Below are 21,421 nucleotides of genomic sequence, written 5' to 3'. Positions count from 1 at the left end.
TCCTTTTTTACTTCTTTGTCATTCCTTTGAAAGCGAAGGCAATGTTTGACGGACGTTCTGCAAGGCGTCTCATAAAGTAGCCGTACCAATCCTCGCCGTATGGCAGGTAGACTCTCATGTTATAACCTTCTTTTACGAGGCTGAGCTGGGTTTGCGACCGCATGCCGTACAGCATCTGAAATTCAAACTTGTCATTGGCAATGCCATGTTCCTTGGCAAGCTGCTTTGTAAAGTCGATCATTTTGTCGTCATGTGTGGCAATCGCTGTATAGTGACCGTTTAAGAGCTGCTTTCGGATGATTTTTTTGTAATTTTCATCGACGTCGCTTTTCTCCGGGTAAGCTACTTTTTCAGATTCTTTATAAGCTCCTTTTACAAGGCGAAGGAACGGGTTTAAAGAATCTAAATCGTCAATGTCTTTTTCCGTCCGGTACAGATAGGCTTGCAGCACTGTGCTTACATACTCGTATTTCCTTCTGAAATCTTTGAAAATATCAAGCGTTTTCTGGCATCTGACTTCATCTTCCATGTCGATGGTGACCATAATTTTATGCTTCTCAGCTGTCTGAAGGATTTTCGTCATATTTTCATACACCAAATCCATATCTATATCCAGACCTAAAGACGTCATTTTTAAAGAAACGTGTGAGTTCAGCTCCTGATCCGCAATGGTCGCAATGGTTTGAATGCACTCTTCCGTACGCTCCCGTGCGACCTCGGCGCTGTTCACAAACTCTCCTAAATGATCGACAGTAACTGACAAACCTTGGCTGTTAAGCTGTCGAATGGTCGGGATTGAACTGTTAAAGTCATTCCCGCCGATAATTTTACCCGCTGCTACTCTGCTTCCCCAGTTCTTTGCCATTTTATTGAGAAAGCCGCTTTTGGATAAAAATAAGAAAAAATCTCTTGTGATCACTTCCAACCTCAACACCCCGCAATCTAAGAAGTATTTGTATGAGTTTATTGTAAATGGACAAAACCGGCGTTCACAATATTCTCAAAATACAAAGATTCTGATTATTTTTGTGGTTTTTCCACAATCAGATAGTTAGAAAGTCGGGGAATTCTGTCGAATAAAGGAGAAAAGGAAGCGACAAAAAACATCAGCTTCCTCCATCCTTCCACACTTCTTCAACCGTATTCAAAAGCAAACGGTTCAATTCAAGTGTCATATCTTTTTTCTCTGCCTTCAGTTCTTTTGCCGCTTCCATGATTCTTTCGATTTCCGTTTCAATGAATTGGTGAATAACATCGATTCTTGCTTCGAGGTCAAGTTCTTCACCTCTTTTTTTCCGTTCAAGCAAGGTCTCCATTTCAGCCTTCAGCTCGGGTTCAGCAACAAGTTCATTCATCAAAACAGTAAAGTCCATTGGCGGAATGGTTCCGTGCTTTTCAATCCATTGGCAGGCCAAGATAGGCCGAAGCACGTAGAAATACTTTTTGATTTTGACCTCTTGTCCTTGAAGGTAATCTTTGACGTTCCTTCTCGCCATATTGATATAGTGATACACGCTTGCTTCAGGCTTAAATGCCTCCGTGCGCAGTTTTCTTAACTGCTCTGCGGTCGTAAATGCTTCGTAATATACAATGTCTGAGGACAGCCATTCGAGGAGCGGCGGGTTTGACTTTTTGAAAAGCCGAAGCGTCTTTCTCAGCTCCCAGCCGCTGATATCCAGCAAATCGTGAATCGGTTCCTCAATGACATCACGCTCCTGCTCAATTGAAAAATACCACTCCTTTTTCGGCACATAAATAAAGCGGACATCGTAATCACTATCCTGCGAAGGGAATCCCCATGCGCGGCTTCCTGACTCGACGGCATACACGATTTTGACCCCGTATGACTGCTCGATTCGTTTTAATTCATCAATGATTCTTTGTTTCATATCTATTCGTCTCCAGTCTGTTCTCATTCCGGCAGTTTGCAGAAAAAAACCGCCGGAAAATATTTGGCGGCTTTTCACATTTATCAGCCTTTAAGATGCTGCTTAAAGAAAGCGAGTTTTTCCGTTTGAAAAGCAGGGATATACTCATGTCCGAAGTAACGGTACACCTTCAGCTCTTTCTCTGTTTCCAAATGATTGTAGGCGGCAAATACGGTGGAGGGCGGCGTAACCTTGTCAATCAGACCGATCGACATCAGGACAGGCACTTTCACTCGATCAGCGAGATTCATAATATCGAAATATGAAAGTGTCTTCATCGCCTGCACTTCTGTTTCCGGGCTGCCATTTCTTCTAAAGAAGGAATTGATTTCAAGGTACGGCTGTTCAAGCGCCACATCAATGGCCCGTTCGAAATTGCTTAAATAAGGATAATCGGCAACGGCGGCTTTTGGAATGTCTGACAGAGCTGCGGCGGCAATGGTTAATCCTCCGCCTTGGCTTCCGCCTGTCACACCGATCCTTGTTTCGTCAACCTCGTCAAAGCTGCTGATCACTTCAAGCGCGCGGACGGCGTCCAAATAAACACCGCGGTAATAGTATGTATCTTTATCAAGAATGCCTTTGGTCATCCAGCCCAAAGCGTGACCGTGCGGTGAAATACTCGTATCCTCACTGCTCTGCTGGCCGCGGACAAGCATGCCGAATGCGGCGTAGCCATGAAGTGCCCAGTTTACCATTTCATGAATTTCACCGTCATAACTTGCATTGTAGCCATGATATTTCACGATCGCCGGATGCAGGCCTTCCTTGTCAGGCACCGCGTACCATCCAGAAATGCGGGCGTTTCCGAAACTTTTATATGTGAGGCGGTACACTTTTACTCCGTCAGCAGGATAGTCAACCAGTTGTAAATCAGGTTCTGCTTGGACTTTTGCAAGTTCATCCAAAGACAATTTCCAAAACTCAGAAAAATCTTTCGATGCTGTTTTTTCAGGCTTATATGTTCGCAATTGGTCGAGCGGCAGATCGAATAGTTGCATTTCCGATTATTCCCCTTTGTTTTATAAGATTTAGTTTGTATTCCTATACTATCATGTTTCGGATTTGTTTTCTAAATATTTTCATCTTTGTTTCCCAGACAGCTTTCACCAAACGTTTGTTTAAGGCCTTCCCGGCTCAGTTCCATAAAGGTCCGGGCTGTCAGACTGACATAGCGGTTCTTTAGAAAGACAAAGACGAGGGTTCGTGATGGCGCGGATTGAATCGATAAATAGATCACACCCGGATCTTTATCCCTTCTGACCATATTCGGCGCCATTGTCACGCCTAATCCGTTAGCCACAAGGGATTGAGCGGTTTCAATATGGCTCGTCTTGAAGGCAGCATTCGGCTTAAAGCCGCTTTCCGCACAGAGATCGAGAACTGTTCTGCGAAAACCGAAGCCTTCTTTTAACAGAATAAATGGCACCTGCCTGACCATGTCAAGCGGCACGCACGGCTGGCGGCCCTCTTTACCTTCCAGCGCTTTCTCAATCAGCGCGATCATTTCCGGCGGCATCCATCTTTGCTTTTCCTTCGGCACTGCGAGAACAATCGGTTCCGTGAGCAAGGGTGTAATGGAGAGCCGTTCATCTTCGATCGGCAAGGATAAAACAGAAAGGTCAACCTCTCCCTTTGCCGTCATTTCCTCTAATGAAACCGGATCTTTTTCAACAAGCTGAACCTCCACATGGGGATAGCGCGCCAAAAACTGCTTCAGCAGCGGCGGAAAGAGATATCTCCCTGTTACAGCAGGAATCCCAATCGAAAGTTTGTGCCCCAGTCCTTGCGAGCGCTCCTGCATCTCCCGGAGCAAGTCATCTCTGGAACGAATGATGTCCTCGGCTTTTTCAATGAAACGCCTGCCGTGGGGTGTCAGTGTAACAGAGCCGTGGGATCTGTGAAAAAGAGTAAGGCCCAGCTCTGCCTCAAGCTTTTTGATTTGCTGGCTGAGAGACGGCTGAGCGATATGAAGATGCTCCGCCGCTTTTGTAAAGCTTTGGTGCCGGGCGATTTCCGCTGCGTATTCCATCACTTTAATATCCATTTCAGCCTCCATAGGTTGTACCTATCGTTTTTATCATTTTTATATCTTGGACGAATCATAACAGAAATTGCTAACATAATCCATATCATCATTTAAACAAAAGAAGGAGCTGGTTCAAATGACAAATGAAACACCGTTTTCTACAAATGCCGAGATGTATCGGGATGAGAAGGTATTTGCCGAGGGGGAAGATTTGGGGCTGATGATCAAAACGGCGGAATGCCGGGCAGAGCATCGGGTGCTGGATATCGGAGCGGGTGCCGGCCATACGGCGCTGGCATTTTCTCCTTATGTACAGGAGTGCATCGGTATTGATGCGACGAAAGAGATGGTAGAGGTTGCGTCCTCCTTCGCGCAAGAAAAAGGAGCTGAAAATGTACGCTTTCAACAAGGAACGGCAGAGTCACTTCCCTTCCCTGACGACTCATTTGATATCATCACCTGCCGATACGCAGCCCACCATTTTTCAAATGTCCGCAAAGCCGTCAGCGAGGTTGCACGCGTATTGAAACAGGACGGACGTTTTCTTTTAGTGGATCACTACGCGCCTGAAGATCCCGTTCTTGATGAGTTTGTCAATCATTTGAACCGGCTTCGAGACCCTTCCCATGTTCGAGAAAGCTCATTATCAGAATGGCAGGCGATGTTCAGCACCAACCAACTGGCCTATCAAGACATCCAAAAGTGGAATTTGCCGATTCAATATGATAGCTGGATCAAACGAGGCGGAACCTCCGCTGATCGGGAAAAACAAATCATTACCCACTTGAATCACGCATCAGACGAAGCACAAGACACATTCTGTATTACATTGAACCAAAACGGACGGCCCGACTCCTTTTGTTTAAAAGCGATTTTGATACAAGGGATAAAACGATAAAAAAAGCCGTGCGCTGCGCACGGCTTTTTACATCGGCTGATAAAGGTCCCAGCCAATTTTTAATGTCTCTACAATATAATCGGCAACTTCTTCCGGGGAAAGGTTGTCTGTTGCCACTTTTGAATTGTGCTTGTCATAAATGACTTTTCTCTCGTTAAACAGCTGTTCCATTTCATCCATTGAACGGTTATGCAGCACCGGGCGGCTTTCAATCAATAAATTCGCGCGCTGCTTCCAGTTCTCCCATGACAGGTCCAAATGAAGCACGAGACAGTTTTCCAGACAGCAATTTCTGATTTCCTCTTGTTTAAAAGCCCCCCCGCCCAGAGATACGATTTTGAATCGTTTATGATGGCAGATGTCTAAAATATATTCCTTCTCCGTTTTTCGGAAAAAGTCTTCCCCCTTTTCCTCAAACATCTCAGGGATTGACATGTTGAAATCCTTTTCGATCTCTTGGTCAATATCGATAAAATCTCTATATAATTTTTTAGCGACCAATTGGCCGATTGTTGTTTTTCCAACACCCATGAATCCGATCAGGACGATATTTCTTTCTCTTACTGGGATGGCTCGTTTAGCGTTCATCTTCGGCGAAATCCTCCTAAGGAATGAAATTTTATTTTCATTATATGCTTATTTAGCGAATATTTATATAGATGCCAGCTTGCCCGTCCTTTTCCGTTCAAACGTTTTTGCCTGAATGACATTCATTGTACAACATTTCCGCAGATATTTTAATACTTCGACGCAAAAAAGCATTAAAACCTTATGTGTTTTTCCAGCTGATTCTTCGATCGAAGGGTCTTTTTTTGTATGATAAGTAAGAAGGGAGAAATGGCGATGATCATTTGGATAAACGGGGCATTCGGTTCCGGAAAAACACAAACAGCCTTCGAGCTGCACAGAAGGCTGAAATCCTCTTATGTGTATGATCCTGAGAAAATGGGCTTTGCGCTGCGCTCCATGGTGCCGCAGGAGATTGCCGAGGACGATTTTCAAAGCTATCCCTTATGGCGGACGTTCAATTACCGTTTGCTAGCTTCTCTGACAGATACATACCGCGGCATCATTATTGTGCCTATGACGATTGTGCATCCTGAATACTTCAATGAGATCATCGGCAGGCTCAGACAGGAAGGCAGGATCGTTCACCACTTTACACTAATGGCTTCAAAGGAAACCTTGTTAAAACGGCTGCGCACCAGAGCAGAAGGAAAAAACTCATGGGCCGCCAAACAAATTGACCGCTGCGTTGAAGGATTATCATCACCCATTTTTGAGGGCCGCATTCAAACAGACAACCTGTCGATTCAGGATGTGGCAGAAACCATTGCCGAGAGAGCCGAGCTCCCATTAGATCCTGATACGAGAGGCAGTCTCCGAAGGTTCACCGACAGATTAAGGGTTAAACTGAATCATATCCGCATCAAATAAAGCGCCGGGACATGACAAAAGCCCGCTCCGAGAGCGGGCTTTCTTCTACTTATTTCCACCAGTCATCAAACATTGACGCTGGAACCTGACGTTTATGTTCAGTCATGCTGTAGCGTTTTTCCAGCGCTTCTGATACTTTCGCTGATACTTGTTTTCCTTCGAGATAATCGTCAATCTCCTCGTAGGAAATGCCAAGCTCTGTTTCATCCGACTGCTGCGGTTTTTCATCGAGCAGATCAGCAGTTGGTTCTTTTAAGTATAAGCGTTCCGGTGCACCCAGCTCTTTCAGCAGGCTTCTTCCCTGGCGCTTCGTCAAGCCTGTCAGCGGCAGGAGGTCTGCTCCGCCGTCACCGTACTTCGTAAAGAAACCAGTCACTGCTTCAGCCGCATGATCTGTTCCTAACACAAGAAGGCCTTCCTGGCCGCCGATCGCGTATTGCGCGATCATTCTTGTTCTTGCTTTTACGTTTCCTTTATTAAAGTCAGTCAGCTGGTCGCCTGTTTCCTGCTGATACTGATCAGAAAACGCGCTGACTGTCGATTTAATATCAAACTTCCATGATTTATCTGGCTTAATAAACTTCAAAGCAAGCTGGGCATCGTCTTCATCCTGCTGTGTGCCATGCGGAAGACGGACCGCGATAAATTGAGCGTCCCCGCCCTCCTCGCGAATGCGCTCCACCGCAAGCTGGGCAAGTCTTCCCGCAAGCGTTGAATCCTGTCCGCCGCTGATTCCCAATACAAAGCCTTTAGCACCGGTTTTCTTTACATATTGTTTTAAAAAATTGACTCGGTCCTCAATTTCTTGCTTTGGATCAATTGAGGGCTTCACATGTAACTCACGCATAATCTTTTCCTGCATGCTCATCCCAATCATTCCTCCTGTACATTTTCCCTTGTTACTGTTCATTTCCCCAAATCAATGAAAATGAATCATGACTGTTATGTATCCCTCTTAAATATAGCACAGGTCTTCATTCACAGTGAACAAGAGAGATCAGCTGACTTCAACCCGTATGGATGTCACACTGTCGCCATTGCATTTCCCTTTTTCAATCGGACAGGAAGAAAACGCGACAATTAAATCCATCTCCGCCCTAAGCCTTACGTAATCTCCGGCATTTGAAAGCGGCGTTTCCACAGACAGATTCCCTTTCTCATCAAGGACAGTATTCATAAAAATCGCAAATGGGTAATGCATGTGAGGCTTCGGTACGCCAAACTGTTCAAGCGCACGGTTCATATTGTCATAGCACGTATCCTGAAACTCATCCTTTTGCTTGCCGTATAAGAGCCTGTTCATATCAGGACGGCAGGCGGGCAGAAGCAGGTCATGCTTGCCGACCGTATCTTCAATCAGTGTCAGCATCGGCTTGTACAGGTTGGAGTAGAGATGGTCGTTGACCTTCACATGAATGGAATGATTGGCGTCAATTGTCGCTCCCTGATCAAGGTGTTCATAAAAATCCTTGGCATGGTATGCGACAAAATCAGCCACCTGCTGGCCTTCTACATCAACCACCTTTAAAATCTGCCCCTTTTTCAGCTTCAGCCCAAGCCCTTTTTTCGGCTCCACAATATATTGCTGTGTCATTGGTTTGCTCCTTTTTTCATTAGTATGAGCGTCCGCCTCCATCTCCATGTAAAAAGAGGCAAAAATCTGATGTATATAAGCTTCGGGCGGGTCGCAATCTAACCTTAGATAAAAGGGGTTGAATAAATAATGAGCCAAACAAAAAAAGACCAGCCAAAAGGGAATCTGGCTTGGTGGCAGCTGTCACTGATCGGAGTCGGCTGCACGATTGGAACTGGCTTTTTTCTCGGTTCCAGCATCGCAATTGTAAAAAGCGGTTTTTCCGTTCTCCTTTCATTTCTGATCGCAGGGATCGGTACGTATTTTGTCTTTGAACAGCTCGCCAAGCTGTCGGCGAAGCAGCCGGAAAAGGGCTCGTTTTGTGCGTATGCCCGAAAAGCATTCGGCAAATGGGCAGGCTTCAGCAACGGCTGGGTGTACTGGTCATCAGAAATGCTGATTACCGGCAGCCAGCTGACAGCCATTTCGCTATTTACGAAGCATTGGTTTCCTCAAGTGCCGCTATGGGTGTTTGCCTCAATCTACGCGGTACTGGGGCTTCTTATTATTTTCACCGGCCTGTCTGTCTTTGAAAAGACAGAAAACGTGCTGGCAGTGATTAAAACAGCCGCTATTTTTATGTTTATTGTCATTGCCATCCTGGCGTTATGCGGTATCCTGTCAGGCGGAAATCATGGCATACATGTCCCAAATAAGACGAGTGAGTTTTTCCCATACGGCGCCATGGGGCTGTGGACAGGTTTAATCTACGCGTTTTACGCCTTTGGCGGAATTGAAGTCATGGGGCTGATGGCGGTTCACTTAAAAAAACCTGAGGAAGCGTCTAAATCAGGGAAACTGATGCTGGCGACACTGGCGATTGTTTATATCATTTCAATCGGGCTTGCTCTGCTTTTGGTTCCGTTACACACGTTTACTGAACAGGACAGTCCGTTCATTACGTCATTAAAAGGGTATAACCTTGAGATCATCCTCGATATATTTAACGGGATTTTCATTATTGCCGGGTTCTCAACCCTTGTCGCTTCGCTTTTTGCCGTTACGACATTGCTTTGTACGATGGCTGATGACGGCGACGCGCCGAAATGCTTTACTCTAAAGGAAGGCAAAAAAATATGCTGGCCGGCACTTGGGCTGACGTTTGCGGGGCTTATCCTCTCCATTATTCTGTCATTAGTGCTGCCTAAAAACATTTATGAGCATATGACAACAGCTGCTGGGCTTATGCTTTTATACACTTGGCTGTTTATCCTGTTCTCGAGCAAAAAGCTGACTGATCCTGAGGGCATGGGAAAAACGCAAATTTATTTAGCGATGATTCTGATTGCTGCGGCTGTGTCCGGTACATTGTTTGAAAAATCAAGCCGGCCCGGTTTTTTTGTGAGCATCGGTTTTCTTGTGATCATCGCCATCGTGACCATGATCTATCAAAAAAAGCAGGGTCATAAAGACCGCCCTGCAAGTCCGTGATTTATTTCAGTTTGTTGAACATGTTCTTTAAATAAGAAAATGGGCACTTCGATACCTGTTTTTCGTCATCACGGAGGAAATACTGCTTCCATTCACGATTATCCTTTTCTCCATACCAGCCTAATTTCGGGTGAATCGGAGCTTCATCATAGGCCTCTAAACGAGATCGGATCAGCCTGCTCATGTTACGGCCAAATGCAGTAGATCCATTTAACTCTTCAAACACCCATCTGGGCTGAAAGGTGATCATAAAAAAAGGAAAGCTTCGACTTTTTCTCGCCTCGTGCCCCGGTGTAGCGCAAAGAATAAAGTACGGTTCGCCGTCAAAACAAAACTCCCATTTATAATGCTCGGGATCGGCCGGAATGTCTTCCGGCCATTCTTTTTCGTCTTGTTCACTCAGTCTATTTAAAAAGCGCCAAAACAGCTCTTCATACGCTTCAACCGAATAATGCTCCGCCAAATCTTCCGGTGTATCAAACAACACAACGAGGGATGCGTATTTTCCAGTGTCCCGCGATATCTTTCCGTACTCCGCAAGCAACGGAGCCAGTTCCTCCGCTGTACGGTTTTCCCGCGGATCTCCGGCAAAAGCAATGCGAAGCTGATCAGTCAGAAACGCCTGGCGTCCGGGAATGCACGGAAACGTATCCGCATCGTCCGCCACAGTTTCTGCCAGCAGCTCAAAAGCGATTCTTTGCCATTCAGGAAGCTCTTCTTGAATACGTTCCAGAAAACTTTTGGTGTAAATCCCACTCACCATTGATCCACCTCCAGTATCATCTGGATACTATATTAAAACTGGAAGCGGCAGGTGACTGTCCTTTATGAATCAGCCCAATAACTGTTTGATGCCCTGATAACCAAAGTAAAGGCCAAACACGAGGAGTGATACACCGGCCATTCCGGTCAATCCTCTCAATAGCTTTTCATGAAGCAGGTTTCTGAATGTACTGGCTGTAATCGCCATGCAGAAATCCCAGATTAAAATGCCGATCATGATGCCGGAGCTATAGATCAGCAGCTGATTCATATTGTAGGCCTCTGCTGTTTTCGCAAGAATGCTTCCGTAAATTCCAAGCCAAAAAAGGATGCTCAATGGATTTGAGAGTGAAATGAGAAAACCTGAAGCGAACGTTTTCCGGAATGACGGTTTTCCCCGCGAGCTTCGCACATCCATCGGCTCTCTGACGTTTTTCAGCGTTTCAATTCCAGTATAGGTCAGCACAAAAAAGCCGAAGAGCCACAAAAACGTTTTCACAAATGGAGCGGTCAAAAACTGTGACAGCCCGAAATAGATAAAAAGCATGTACAGCCCATCCGCTGTCATGGCGCCTAAACCAAATATCCATGCATGCCAAAAACCGTTTTTAATTCCTTTGTCTATTTGCGCCGCATTCACTGGCCCCACAGGCGCAGACAAGGACAGTCCCAGCACAATATAGCTCAAAAAAATGTTCACCGGCCCGTACTCCCTTCTCTTACGTAACTTGTACAATTTATTCGGGAACGGGCCAAGCTATGCACAATTTCACTTACTGTTTCAAACGTTGAAGCTCTTTCTCCATGATATCAGCGGCTTTGCCTACAAAACTGAAAATGAGTTCCAGTTCCTCTTCCGTATATTCGCAGCACAAATCCATCGTCGACTCAGACAGAGGACGGAACAAATCCTTTATATGTTTTTTCGAAGCAGTCAAAGGGACGATTACGACTCTCCTGCGATCGTTCGGGTCCTTTTCACGAGCCACATACCCCGCTTTTTCCAGCCGGTCAACAAGCGCCGTGACGGAACCCGTGCTAAGTCCGGTTTTTTTCCCCAGCTCTCCGGCCGTCATCGGTCCTGCTTCATTTAAAATGTCAGCTGATTTCAAATCGGTGGGAAACAGACCGAGAGCTTGAGCGGCTGCCTGATGAAACAGAACCGTTCTTGTGCCCAGTTTTCGAAAAAGCTGAACAGCAGTCTTTTCCAACTCACTTCTGGAATTTCTTGTTGACAACTGACAGTCCTCCCTATAAAATCGAGTTTATCTTGATAATCGAGATATTCAATAATCAAACTATTATCATGATATCAGAACTTACATAGAAAAGTAAGAGGAGGTAGAACAAATGGACACAACAACAGCAAAACAGGCTTCCACAAAATTTGTTGTTCTCGGTCTCCTGCTGGGCATCTTGATGTCCGCGATGGACAATACGATTGTTGCCACCGCGATGGGCAACATCGTAGCCGATCTTGGAAGCTTCGATAAATTTGCCTGGGTGACGGCATCCTATATGGTGGCGGTTATGGCTGGCATGCCGATTTACGGCAAGCTTTCCGATATGTACGGCCGAAAACGTTTTTTCCTGTTTGGACTCATTTTTTTCTTAATCGGTTCGGCTTTATGCGGAATTGCCCAGACGATGAATCAGCTGATCATCTACCGGGCCATTCAAGGAATCGGGGGCGGCGCGCTCCTGCCGATTGCCTTTACGATTATCTTTGATTTGTTTCCGCCGGAAAAACGCGGAAAAATGTCCGGCATGTTCGGCGCTGTATTCGGATTATCCAGTGTTCTTGGGCCGCTTTTAGGCGCAATCATTACAGATTCGATCAGCTGGCACTGGGTGTTTTACATTAATGTGCCGATCGGCGCATTGTCATTGTTTTTCATTATTCGCTATTACAAAGAATCTCTGGAGCCCAGAAAGCAGAAAATTGACTGGGGCGGCGCAATTACCTTAGTCGTATCCATTGTATGCCTGATGTTCGCCCTTGAGCTTGGCGGCAAAACATACGATTGGAACTCCATTCAGATCATTGGGCTGTTTATTGTATTCGCTGTTTTCTTCATCGCCTTTTTTATTGTGGAGAGAAAAGCGGAAGAGCCGATCATTTCGTTCTGGATGTTTAAAAACAGATTGTTTGCCACAGCACAGATTCTTGCTTTCCTGTATGGCGGAACATTCATTATTTTAGCGGTATTTATTCCGATTTTCGTTCAGGCGGTCTACGGCAGCTCAGCGACAAGCGCGGGCTTCATTTTGACGCCAATGATGATTGGATCAGTCATCGGCAGCATGATCGGCGGGATCTTCCAAACGAAGGCAAGCTTCCGCAATTTGATGCTGATATCTGTTATAGCTTTCTTTATCGGCATGCTGCTTCTTTCCAATATGACGCCTGACACAGCACGGGTATGGCTGACAGTCTTTATGATGATTTCAGGCTTTGGCGTAGGCTTTAACTTCTCACTGCTGCCGGCGGCATCGATGAATGACCTCGAACCCCGCTTTCGGGGAACGGCAAACTCTACAAATTCGTTTTTGCGATCATTCGGCATGACCCTGGGCGTCACCATTTTCGGAACGGTGCAAACAAACGTATTCACAAACAAGCTGAGCGACGCCTTCAGCGGCATGAAAGGCTCAGCGGGATCAGGCGCGGCGCAAAATATCGGCGACCCGCAGGAGATTTTCCAAGCGGGAACACGTTCCCAAATTCCTGACGCAATCCTGAATCGCATTATTGACGCGATGTCATCAAGTATCACGTATGTATTTTTGCTCGCTTTGATTCCAATTGTCCTCGCGGCGATTACCATTTTGTTTATGGGAAAAGCCAGAGTGAAGACAACAGCCGAAATAACAAAGAAAGCAAATTAACATAAAAAAGCAGTACATGCTGGGCATGTACTGCTTTTTTCTATTACACTCCTAATCTTGCAAGAATAAACGTCCAAATACATATGCCCAATAAAAGAATCAGGCTGTACGCCACTGTCCGTTTAAACAGTTTAGATTCCTTGCCTGTTTGGCCGACCGCTGCGGCAGCGATGGCGATAGATTGAGGAGAAACAAGTTTTGCCATGACCCCGCCCGCAGTATTTGCGGCCAACAGCAAGTCAGAACCCGCACCGATCTGCGCTCCGGTGACAACCTGCAAATGTCCGAACAAAGCGTTATTGCTGACAACAGATCCGGTAATGAACACGCCGATCCAGCCGAGAACGGGACTGACAAACGGGAACAGGTCTCCTGTTTTCGCCAGCGCTAATCCAATTGAAGAGCTGAGCCCTGCGAAGTTGGCCAGATTGGCAAACCCCATCACGAAGCAGATCGTGATAATCGGCACCCACAGCTCTTTTCCTGTCTCCTTCAAGGAAGCAAAGGCATCTCGAGAGGAGAAGTTTTTGCTGAACAGTCCTGTCACGATGACTGCGGCTAAAATCGCTGTACCAGTCGCTGACAGCAAATCAACTTTCAAGACCGCATCTAACGGCATGGCAGATGGCGCAATCGGCGGCATTTTCATAATTTGCTGGTGCAGAAAAGGCATTTTGAACAGGAGCGTTGTTTGATATAACAGTCCGCCTTCTTGGAAAAGCGCTTTGAAGGCGGGAAGGCTCCAGATGGTGATTGCCGCAGTTAAAATGTAGAAAGGTGACCACGCTTTCGCAATGTCAGCGGCACGGTATGTCTTTTGCTCACCAGCATCGCCGGCTCCTTCCTCCCGGTAAATCTCTTTCGGCTGCCATTTGCGGAGGAAGAGGGCAAGCCCGCCCATGCTGATCAAGGCCGCCAAAATGTTGGCTAATTCCGGCCCGAGCACCGCCATTGTCAGTGTCTGAACCGCTGTATACCCACCGCTCACAACCAAAAGGGCAGGCCATGTCTGTTTGATTCCTTTCATTCGGTCTAATAGGAATACAAGCAGGAACGGTATGAAAAATGAGATCATCGGCAGTGTCCACATCAATGTCCGTGACAGCTCAAGAGCAGACAAATCGCCAATCTGCGCCCCTGTGATGACAGGAATCCCGATCGCCCCAAAGGCTCCGGAAGCTGCGTTCGCAATCAAGCAGAGCGCTGCCGCTTTTAACGGTTTAAAACCAAGTTCGACGAGCAGCGCCGCGCTGATCGCAATCGGAACACCAAAACCGGCCGCGCCTTCCAAAAACGCGTTAAAACAAAAACCAATTAATAATAGCTGTAATCGTTGGTCAGGCGAAATGCCGGCAATGCTGGACCGAATAATAGTAAATTTCCCGGTTTTCACTGCGATTTTATACAGCCACACCGCCATCAGGACGATGTAGCCAATGGGCCACAGCCCGCTCCCGATTCCTAGCAAAACAGAAGAAATCGCTTTTTCAACCGGCATATGAAATGCCAAAACGGAGACGAAGAAACTGACGGCTAGAGTAAGAAACGCCGCAAGTATGCCTTTCATTTTCAAAACAGTTAAAGCCAAGAGAAAAAAAAGAATTGGAGTGAGCGCCACAAGTGCGCTCACATACTCGTTTCCAAACGGATCATACAACTGCTCCCACATTGACAATCAGCCCTTTACTCTAAAGTTGCGATTAGTTGATTTTTTGTTCTGCAAAATGAGGCTTTAAAATGTTTTTAAGGACGCCGGCGCTGTGAAGGAACTGTTCTTTTTCTTTCTCATTCAAGTTCAGCTCAGTGATACCTGCGATCCCTCCGCGGTTCACGACAGCCGGAACACCGATGTACACGTCATCTGCACCGTATTGCCCGTCCACATATGTGCTGACAGTTAATATGCTGTTTTCATTATGAAGAATCGCTTTTGTAATGCGGGCAAGACTCATCGCAACACCATAATAAGTCGCGCCTTTTTTCTCAATGATATGGTAAGCTGCGTTTTTCACGTCATCTACAATTTGGTCGAGCTCCTCTTGTTTGTACGCATCGTTTTTCTCAACGAGTTCATTAACCGGCACACCGCCGACATTCGCGTGGCTCCAGACAGGAAGCTCTGTGTCGCCGTGCTCTCCGATAATATGCGCGTGCACGTTTTGAGGCGCTGCGCCAAAGTATTCGCTCAGCATGTAACGGAATCTGGCAGAATCTAGTGTTGTGCCGCTTCCGATCACCCGCTCTTTTGGCAGGCCGCTGAATTTCCATGTCGCGTAAGTCAGAATATCAACCGGATTTGTCGCGATTAAGAAAATGCCGTCAAATCCGCTCGCCATGACTTCACCGACAATGCCTTTGAAAATCTTTAAATTCTTTTCTACTAATTCAAGGCGTGTCTCACCAGGTTTTTGGTTTGCTCCGGCGCAAATGCAGACAATATCAGCATCCTTGCAGTCTTCATATGTTCCGAAAGATGTTTTGACCGGTTGCGGCGCAAACGCCTTTCCGTGGTTTAAATCCATTACATCGCCCATTGCTTTTTCTTTATTTAGATCAATGACCACAAGCTCATCTGTGATCCCTTGGTTAATTAACGCAAATGCATAACTGCTTCCAACAAAACCCGCTCCGATTAAAGCTACTTTATTTACATGTTTGTTCATCATTAATCATCCTTCCAGGGTATGTTTCTCTTTGATGTCTTTTTATTTGTGAAGTATTTCACATTTATATTGTGCAATACTTCACAAACTTTTGCAAGAGAAAAGTTTTGTCTGATTTATGAACAAAAAAGAAACCATCTATGATGGTTTCTTTCGGTAAGTCCTGTCTAGCCTTGTCCTCAATAAGGAAGAGAACCGCTCAAGCCCGCGTCATTATATAAACCATTTTGCACGTAATCAAAGCCAGGCTGATTCTGGCCAGGCACTTGGGCGCTGCCATTATTAAAAATCACTTTGGCGTTGGTTGTATCCGTATCCGCAGGCAGCGTCAGGGTGTAAATTCCGTCTGCATTCTTAGTCATTGGTTTTCCAGGCCAAGATCCGGTCAATTCAATTGCCCAGCCCCCATCCTGTTTATAGATATAAGCATTTACCTGACTCCAATGATTCGGATTTTGATAGCCGATGGTTTTGGCCGAAGCTGGGTCTCTTTTAACAAAACTGTACTCCTCGGTCCTCGTTACACCATCACTGTTCGTTCCTTTTAACATGATGGTGTATGTTTTGCCAAATGGATCTTCTTTTCCGATTGTGAATTGATCTCCATCTTTAAACGCTGTCTCTTGTCCATTATTGATTTGATAAACAGCTTTTGTTGTGTTCGCATCTGCACGCAGGGTAATCGTCAGTTGATCATTGAAAGAATGTGTTACGCCTGCTTTGTAATTCTCAAGGAAAACTTGAGGCGCATTTGCAATATCGTCAGGATAAAGCACAGCCACAGATCTAGCATTGATCGTGCCTGTCAGTTTACCGTCCCTGACTTGAAATGAACCGGTCCCGGCTTTATTATCATAGCTGCCATCAGGTAATTTCGTTGAAGCATTTATGCTGACAGAAGAGGAACCTGCATTTGCCAGCACAACACCTTTTGAGCCGCGCTGATTCATAAATATTTGATTGTTCCCATTCGGATTTGAGAGTTCCTCAGGCTGCCCGGCCATTTCATTGTGAAATTGATTGACCGCAGTGATCGCCTGATCTTTAAATAAGGCGCTCCCTCGATCTCCTATTTGACTTTTCCCTGGAAATCTTACACCATTTCCTCCGCCCTCAGGCCTGGAAAAGAAAAGAGGCGTGCTTCCTGAGCGCGAACCAATCACTGCCCAGCCTAAACGGATATCGTCATCACTCATCCATGTAGACTCTTCATCATCATTGGCATACGTATCATGTGATTCCACCCATGTGACTAACTTGTCCGCAGACACGTCAGATGCATAATGGGAGATATTCGACACACTCAGATTACGGTTCTTTAAAGCGGATCTGATGGAATGCCCATAGTTAGAAGCTGTCACATTCATATAATTCGCATAAGCAGTATCCCTGGAAGCACTATCCTGCAGGATTTCTCCGTATTGGAACTCCGCCGATGTATTTGTGATATTCGGCCAAAATTGGCTTCCGTAATTCCCATCATCCGGAAGCTCTATATGCTTGGCGGCATCATAGCGGAACCCGTCTGCTCCGTCATCCAATGCTCTTTCTAAGAAACGTTTCAGATAGGTTTGCACCTCAGTGTTCTGTGTATTCCAATCATACAGCCCTAGCAATGCATTCTGCGTGACATCCCATCGATCCGACCAGTTTTTAATTTGTGTGTTTCCGTGTGTCCAGTTTGGAATACTCTTAATCTCATTGGAAATGGCGGCATAGTCACTGGTGGTATGATTGATGACCGCGTCAACTATGACTTTTACGCCATATTCTTCAGCGGCTGCACACATTTCTTTAAATTCTTGTTCAGTGCCTAAGTAGTGGTTGCCAATTTGGTACGATGTCGGCTGATAGAGCCAGTACCAGTTCGACATGCTTTTATTTCCTTGGTTCCCTTCCTTTACTTGGTTAATCGGAGACGTCTGAATGGCTGTATATCCTGCATCATGAATGTCCTTCATATTGTGTTTTAACGTATTGAATGACCAATTCCAAGCATGAAGAATGGTCCCACTTTCAATCGATGGCGCTGCCAGTTCATTTGATGTGTTCTGTGTTTCAGCATTTGCAGCCGCCGGTCCTGCCAAAACCATATGAAACAGCAACAAAAATCCAGCGAATAACGGCAGTAAAGAGGTTTTGAATCGTTTTTTAAACATTTTTGACACTCCTTATTTGATTTTTGAAGACTGACTGCGGAGTCAAAAATTCCTCTTACTCTTTCTTCAGCTTCCTCCTTTCAACTGTTGTGAAGACTGGAGAAGAATTATGTTAACGCTTACATTTGAACTTATCACACCCTCTCTATCAAAGCAACGCGGCAGAGTGAATTCAAATCTATATTCCTATCAAATAAAAAGACTTTGCTCTTATAAACAAAAAAAGAAACCACCATCAAGATGATTTCTTCTTTGCTTCTTCTTTTACCGCTCCTCTGTAAGCCAGCTTCACAATCACATATCGAAGCAAAAACAGAACGCCGCTACAGACGATAAAAAGAAGAATCATTTTCAGCCAAGCGAAGAATGTATGGGGAATCCCCCTGTCGTACATCGTAAGCACCACTACCGCAAAGGCGACCGCAATTGAATCTATTCGCTGCTGCTTTACCCGTTTTCGCAGTTCTTCTTCGGTGTCTATTCTCGGCATGAGCATTCCTGACGCTCCTGCCCTGATGCAGTAATATAAGATGATGAGGAACAAAAACACAAGGCTTGCAGCCCATTCTTTAAACGGAAATTCAAACATAATGCCGCGGATGATCACATCAAGGAGCGCAAACGATCCCGCTATCATCCCAATCTCCGACCAGATTTTTTGTTCTTTTTCTTTTACTCTCTTATTTTCCCCATTCACGCCTGAAAGTCTATTACGCAGATTATTCATGACCTTCCTCCCGCACTTTTACGAATGGCTATGGCTTACATGTTACAATAACAGCCTGCGCTTCTGCAATGAATAACTCAAAAGCCCGCCGTACAAGCCGGCGGGCAGCAATTGTTAAAACGGCCCCCAATTGATCATGACGCCGATCACAATAAAAACAAGCCCGATCAAGAACCAAATCAGAGCAAGCGGCACCATAAACCGCAGCCACTTGACGTACGGAATGCCGCTGGCGGCAAGTACCGCCATGAGAACACCGGATGTTGGATTGACACAGTTGACGACCCCTTCTCCAAGCATAACCGCCTCCACCGCAACCTGTCTCGTGATTCCCATCAAATCAGTGAGCGGCGCCAGGATTGGAATAAATACAACGGCTTCGCCAGATCCTGAGGAGATGAGAAAATGAAGCAGCGCACTGGCGATATACATGCCGATTGCCCCGGCAATCGGACTGAAACCGTCCAACAGTGAAGCCAAAGCATTGACGACTGTATCGAGTAACTTTCCATTTTCAAGGATGACGGAAATGCTTCGTGCCATCCCGACAATCAGCGCCCCGTATACAAGGCTTTGACAGCCCGTAATGAAGGTTTTGGCAATATCGTTCGCCGCAAGTCCGCCTATTAAACCGGCAAGGACAGAAATAAAAATAAATGTCGCAGCCATTTGGGAATCCGACCAGCCAAGCTTCAAAGCGCCGTATAAAAATCCGACAAGTGAGAGTCCCGCCACAGCCAAAATCAGCTTATGGCGAACGGTAAACGGCACTGACTGATCTTCTTCTTTACCGGCTTCGCCCATTCCTGCCGCAGGGAACCAATCTGTTCCTAACACACTGGCATCCTTTGATTTTTTTAATTTTCTCGTATACAAATAGATATAAATAATAGAAGACAGCAAAAAGCATATGTATATCACAACTCGCAGGCCGATTCCAGAAAAAAGAGGGAGCTCCGCGATTGATTGTGATAAACCGAGCGGTGACGGTGATAATATGGTGGAGTTAAATCCAGCGTAGCAGCCGATGTAAATAACAGCGGCTCCCGCGACTGCGTCCCATTTTAAGGATCGTGCCACAATGAGGCCGATGGGGATAAAACCGATAACTGAATTCACGACAATCCCGGTTGTTCCGAGAATGGAGAACAATGCGCCGACAATACAAATAAAAAATAATTGCTTTGTGCGGAATTTGCTGATGACATTGTAAATCAGGCCATTGATGGCACCGGTTTTTTCTAGAATAGCAATGGTGCCGCCTGTGAATAAAATCAGAAAGATGATGGGTGCTGATCCAATCATTCCATCCTGTAGAGAAGTAAAAAAGCTGATCAAGCTGACCGGAGACTGTTCAATTGAATGATAGCTTCCTGGAACAGCGGTCGTGACATCCCCCTTTGTCACGCGGTCAAATTCACCTGCCGGCACAATATATGAAGCGATTGCGCAAATGAAAGCAATCATAAATAAGAGGACATAGGCGTCAGGCATTTTAAATGTCGTTCGTTTTTTCTTAGGCTGTGTTTCGGCTGCTGGCATACTCATATTTCGATCCATCCCCTCTGTTTGAAAATATTAATTATTCTGAAAAGTAGCAATATGTGCTATATTATATACAGCCTATCTTCCTGTTTCAATATAAATAAAGTAAAGAAGGTAAAAATTCATTCTGATAGAAGGAGGTATTTCTAACCATGCAAAAGCTTTCAGAAGACATGAAACAAACCATTATGGACATCTTCGAACATCTGCACGCGAACCCTGAAGTCAGCTGGAAGGAATATGAGACAACTTCATTTTTGAAACAAAAGCTTGAGGATTTAGGGTGCCGGACGCGCACGTTTTCAGACTGCACCGGGGTTGTCGGCGAAATCGGCTCAGGCTCACCTGTTGTAGCGGTACGCGCTGATATTGACGCGCTGTGGCAGGAGGTTAACGGCACATTTCGCGCCAACCATTCCTGCGGACACGATTCACATATGACAATGGCATTGGGCACGTTAATGCTGCTCAAAAAACAACCTGAGCTTCCGAAGGGCACAATCCGTTTTATCTTTCAGCCGGCAGAAGAAAAAGGCGGCGGCGCCTTGAAAATGATAGAAGAAGGCGTGCTTGATGATATCGACTATTTGTATGGTGTTCACGTCCGCCCAATTCAGGAAACACAAAACGGCCGCTGCGCTCCGTCTATTCTGCACGGATCAAGCCAGCACATTGAGGGAACGATCATCGGGGAAGAGGCTCATGGCGCCCGTCCGCACCTCGGGAAAAACAGCATTGAAATTGCGGCATTTCTTGTACATAAGCTCGGGCTCATCCATATTGACCCGCAAATCCCGCATACCGTCAAAATGACAAAGCTTCAAGCCGGCGGAGAAAGCTCTAACATCATTCCGGGAAAAGCATCGTTCAGCCTTGATTTGCGCGCACAGACGAATGAAGCCATGGAGGCGTTAATTGCCGAAACAGAAAGAGCCTGTGAAGCGGCCGCCGCCGCATTCGGCGCAAAGATCGACCTGCAAAAAGAACACAGCCTTCCTGCAGCGACACAAAACAAAGAAGCTGAAGCGATCATGGCAGAAGCCATTACGGAAATCATCGGGGCTGAGCAGCTTGATGACCCGCTTGTCACCACCGGCGGCGAGGATTTCCATTTTTACGCCGTGAAAGTGCCGAACCTCAAAACAACAATGCTTGGTCTCGGCTGCGGACTCCAGCCAGGACTCCATCATCCGCACATGACCTTTGACAGAAATGCAATGTTCAACGGCATTCACATTTTGGCGAACGCCGTGCTCAAAACATTTCAGAAAGCGGAATCGCTTGCTGCCGCTAACGCTTCTTAACGCAAAAAAAGCAGCC

Annotated in this window: 19 protein-coding genes and 1 pseudogene; 5 read left to right on the top strand and 15 right to left on the bottom strand. The window is 45.9% G+C overall.

Annotated features, from left to right (window positions below):
- Positions 1-7: 7 nt before the first annotated feature.
- The 4 genes from putB to C1T29_RS02085 all read right to left on the bottom strand — a co-directional run bounded on the left by putB (position 8) and on the right by C1T29_RS02085 (position 3,975).
- Positions 8-919: a proline dehydrogenase PutB gene (gene putB, locus C1T29_RS02100; protein WP_080478302.1), complete on the bottom strand. Its 912-nt coding sequence runs from the start codon at positions 917-919 to the stop codon at positions 8-10.
- Positions 920-1,106: 187 nt separating this feature from the next.
- Positions 1,107-1,889, bottom strand: a complete 783-nt coding sequence (locus C1T29_RS02095; RefSeq protein ID WP_095431220.1) for a nucleotidyltransferase domain-containing protein — start codon at positions 1,887-1,889, stop codon at positions 1,107-1,109.
- Positions 1,890-1,972: 83 nt separating this feature from the next.
- Complete coding sequence (cah, locus tag C1T29_RS02090) at positions 1,973-2,929, bottom strand: cephalosporin C deacetylase (RefSeq protein ID WP_103749824.1); 957 nt, start codon at positions 2,927-2,929, stop codon at positions 1,973-1,975.
- A 71-nt stretch (positions 2,930-3,000) separates the two neighbouring features.
- Complete coding sequence (locus C1T29_RS02085; RefSeq protein WP_103749825.1) at positions 3,001-3,975, bottom strand: LysR family transcriptional regulator; 975 nt, start codon at positions 3,973-3,975, stop codon at positions 3,001-3,003.
- Between the two features lie 118 nt (positions 3,976-4,093).
- Between C1T29_RS02085 and C1T29_RS02080 the strand changes: the two genes are divergently transcribed.
- Entirely contained in the window at positions 4,094-4,855 is a 762-nt protein-coding gene (locus C1T29_RS02080; RefSeq protein WP_103749826.1) for a class I SAM-dependent methyltransferase, read from the top strand.
- A gap of 27 nt (positions 4,856-4,882) precedes the next feature.
- On the opposite strand, the gene C1T29_RS02075 is transcribed toward C1T29_RS02080, so the two are convergent.
- Positions 4,883-5,443, bottom strand: a complete 561-nt coding sequence (locus tag C1T29_RS02075; RefSeq protein ID WP_103031530.1) for a shikimate kinase — start codon at positions 5,441-5,443, stop codon at positions 4,883-4,885.
- Positions 5,444-5,698: 255 nt separating this feature from the next.
- Here C1T29_RS02075 and tmrB point away from each other — a divergent pair, with 255 nt between their 5' ends.
- Entirely contained in the window at positions 5,699-6,292 is a 594-nt protein-coding gene (tmrB, locus tag C1T29_RS02070; RefSeq protein ID WP_071581394.1) for a tunicamycin resistance ATP-binding TmrB, read from the top strand.
- A 49-nt stretch (positions 6,293-6,341) separates the two neighbouring features.
- Here tmrB and nadE read toward each other — a convergent pair whose 3' ends face one another.
- On the bottom strand, positions 6,342-7,160 hold the full coding sequence (nadE, locus tag C1T29_RS02065) for an NAD(+) synthase (RefSeq protein WP_095431217.1): 819 nt from the start codon (positions 7,158-7,160) through the stop codon (positions 6,342-6,344).
- Between the two features lie 129 nt (positions 7,161-7,289).
- On the bottom strand, positions 7,290-7,886 hold the full coding sequence (locus C1T29_RS02060) for a DUF1989 domain-containing protein (protein ID WP_003246345.1): 597 nt from the start codon (positions 7,884-7,886) through the stop codon (positions 7,290-7,292).
- Between the two features lie 129 nt (positions 7,887-8,015).
- On the opposite strand from C1T29_RS02060, the gene C1T29_RS02055 reads away from it, so the two are divergent.
- The gene (locus tag C1T29_RS02055) at positions 8,016-9,356 is read left to right on the top strand and encodes an amino acid permease (RefSeq protein WP_071581396.1); all 1,341 of its coding nucleotides are present in this window, start codon (positions 8,016-8,018) and stop codon (positions 9,354-9,356) included.
- A 1-nt stretch (position 9,357) separates the two neighbouring features.
- On the opposite strand, the gene C1T29_RS02050 is transcribed toward C1T29_RS02055, so the two are convergent.
- The 3 genes from C1T29_RS02050 to C1T29_RS02040 all read right to left on the bottom strand — a co-directional run bounded on the left by C1T29_RS02050 (position 9,358) and on the right by C1T29_RS02040 (position 11,356).
- Positions 9,358-10,119 carry a YqcI/YcgG family protein gene (locus C1T29_RS02050; RefSeq protein WP_071581397.1) on the bottom strand — a complete coding sequence of 254 codons (762 nt, stop codon included), beginning with the start codon at positions 10,117-10,119 and terminating at the stop codon, positions 9,358-9,360.
- Positions 10,120-10,188: 69 nt separating this feature from the next.
- Entirely contained in the window at positions 10,189-10,818 is a 630-nt protein-coding gene (locus C1T29_RS02045) for a LysE family translocator (protein ID WP_069839804.1), read from the bottom strand.
- 73 nt (positions 10,819-10,891) lie between these two features.
- The gene (locus tag C1T29_RS02040) at positions 10,892-11,356 is read right to left on the bottom strand and encodes a MarR family transcriptional regulator (protein WP_014662695.1); all 465 of its coding nucleotides are present in this window, start codon (positions 11,354-11,356) and stop codon (positions 10,892-10,894) included.
- A gap of 112 nt (positions 11,357-11,468) precedes the next feature.
- Here C1T29_RS02040 and bmr3 point away from each other — a divergent pair, with 112 nt between their 5' ends.
- The gene (gene bmr3, locus C1T29_RS02035; protein WP_040084243.1) at positions 11,469-13,007 is read left to right on the top strand and encodes a multidrug efflux MFS transporter Bmr3; all 1,539 of its coding nucleotides are present in this window, start codon (positions 11,469-11,471) and stop codon (positions 13,005-13,007) included.
- 43 nt (positions 13,008-13,050) lie between these two features.
- On the opposite strand, the gene C1T29_RS02030 is transcribed toward bmr3, so the two are convergent.
- The 5 genes and pseudogenes from C1T29_RS02030 to C1T29_RS02010 form a co-directional block, all read right to left on the bottom strand.
- Positions 13,051-14,676 carry an L-lactate permease gene (locus C1T29_RS02030; protein ID WP_103749827.1) on the bottom strand — a complete coding sequence of 542 codons (1,626 nt, stop codon included), beginning with the start codon at positions 14,674-14,676 and terminating at the stop codon, positions 13,051-13,053.
- A 31-nt stretch (positions 14,677-14,707) separates the two neighbouring features.
- A complete protein-coding gene (locus tag C1T29_RS02025) occupies positions 14,708-15,673 on the bottom strand; it encodes an L-lactate dehydrogenase (protein WP_103749828.1) in 966 nt (321 codons plus the stop codon).
- 176 nt (positions 15,674-15,849) lie between these two features.
- On the bottom strand, positions 15,850-17,829 hold the full coding sequence (locus C1T29_RS02020; protein WP_103749829.1) for an alpha-amylase: 1,980 nt from the start codon (positions 17,827-17,829) through the stop codon (positions 15,850-15,852).
- A gap of 178 nt (positions 17,830-18,007) precedes the next feature.
- Positions 18,008-18,556 (bottom strand): annotated as a pseudogene (locus C1T29_RS02015) (DUF6773 family protein).
- A 114-nt stretch (positions 18,557-18,670) separates the two neighbouring features.
- Entirely contained in the window at positions 18,671-20,104 is a 1,434-nt protein-coding gene (locus C1T29_RS02010; RefSeq protein ID WP_103749830.1) for a YfcC family protein, read from the bottom strand.
- A 149-nt stretch (positions 20,105-20,253) separates the two neighbouring features.
- On the opposite strand from C1T29_RS02010, the gene C1T29_RS02005 reads away from it, so the two are divergent.
- On the top strand, positions 20,254-21,405 hold the full coding sequence (locus C1T29_RS02005; protein ID WP_103749831.1) for a M20 peptidase aminoacylase family protein: 1,152 nt from the start codon (positions 20,254-20,256) through the stop codon (positions 21,403-21,405).
- Positions 21,406-21,421: the final 16 nt, after the last annotated feature.

The organism is Bacillus sp. MBGLi79 (assembly GCF_002953915.1).
Note: the sequence above shows the minus strand (reverse complement) of the source record. Positions and strands in the feature narration are given on the sequence as shown.

What these genes read in the sequence shown, in the direction of transcription:
- C1T29_RS02095 (WP_095431220.1), bottom strand. Translation starts at nt 1,889, where the DNA reads ATGAAACAAAGAATCATTGATGAATTAAAACGAATCGAGCAGTCATAC.
- cah (WP_103749824.1), bottom strand. Translation starts at nt 2,929, where the DNA reads ATGCAACTATTCGATCTGCCGCTCGACCAATTGCGAACATATAAGCCT.
- C1T29_RS02085 (WP_103749825.1), bottom strand. Translation starts at nt 3,975, where the DNA reads ATGGATATTAAAGTGATGGAATACGCAGCGGAAATCGCCCGGCACCAA.
- C1T29_RS02080 (WP_103749826.1), top strand. Translation starts at nt 4,094, where the DNA reads ATGACAAATGAAACACCGTTTTCTACAAATGCCGAGATGTATCGGGAT.
- C1T29_RS02075 (WP_103031530.1), bottom strand. Translation starts at nt 5,443, where the DNA reads ATGAACGCTAAACGAGCCATCCCAGTAAGAGAAAGAAATATCGTCCTG.
- tmrB (WP_071581394.1), top strand. Translation starts at nt 5,699, where the DNA reads ATGATCATTTGGATAAACGGGGCATTCGGTTCCGGAAAAACACAAACA.
- nadE (WP_095431217.1), bottom strand. Translation starts at nt 7,160, where the DNA reads ATGAGCATGCAGGAAAAGATTATGCGTGAGTTACATGTGAAGCCCTCA.
- C1T29_RS02060 (WP_003246345.1), bottom strand. Translation starts at nt 7,886, where the DNA reads ATGACACAGCAATATATTGTGGAGCCGAAAAAAGGGCTTGGGCTGAAG.
- C1T29_RS02055 (WP_071581396.1), top strand. Translation starts at nt 8,016, where the DNA reads ATGAGCCAAACAAAAAAAGACCAGCCAAAAGGGAATCTGGCTTGGTGG.
- C1T29_RS02050 (WP_071581397.1), bottom strand. Translation starts at nt 10,119, where the DNA reads ATGGTGAGTGGGATTTACACCAAAAGTTTTCTGGAACGTATTCAAGAA.
- bmr3 (WP_040084243.1), top strand. Translation starts at nt 11,469, where the DNA reads ATGGACACAACAACAGCAAAACAGGCTTCCACAAAATTTGTTGTTCTC.
- C1T29_RS02030 (WP_103749827.1), bottom strand. Translation starts at nt 14,676, where the DNA reads ATGTGGGAGCAGTTGTATGATCCGTTTGGAAACGAGTATGTGAGCGCA.
- C1T29_RS02025 (WP_103749828.1), bottom strand. Translation starts at nt 15,673, where the DNA reads ATGATGAACAAACATGTAAATAAAGTAGCTTTAATCGGAGCGGGTTTT.
- C1T29_RS02020 (WP_103749829.1), bottom strand. Translation starts at nt 17,829, where the DNA reads ATGTTTAAAAAACGATTCAAAACCTCTTTACTGCCGTTATTCGCTGGA.
- C1T29_RS02010 (WP_103749830.1), bottom strand. Translation starts at nt 20,104, where the DNA reads ATGAGTATGCCAGCAGCCGAAACACAGCCTAAGAAAAAACGAACGACA.
- C1T29_RS02005 (WP_103749831.1), top strand. Translation starts at nt 20,254, where the DNA reads ATGCAAAAGCTTTCAGAAGACATGAAACAAACCATTATGGACATCTTC.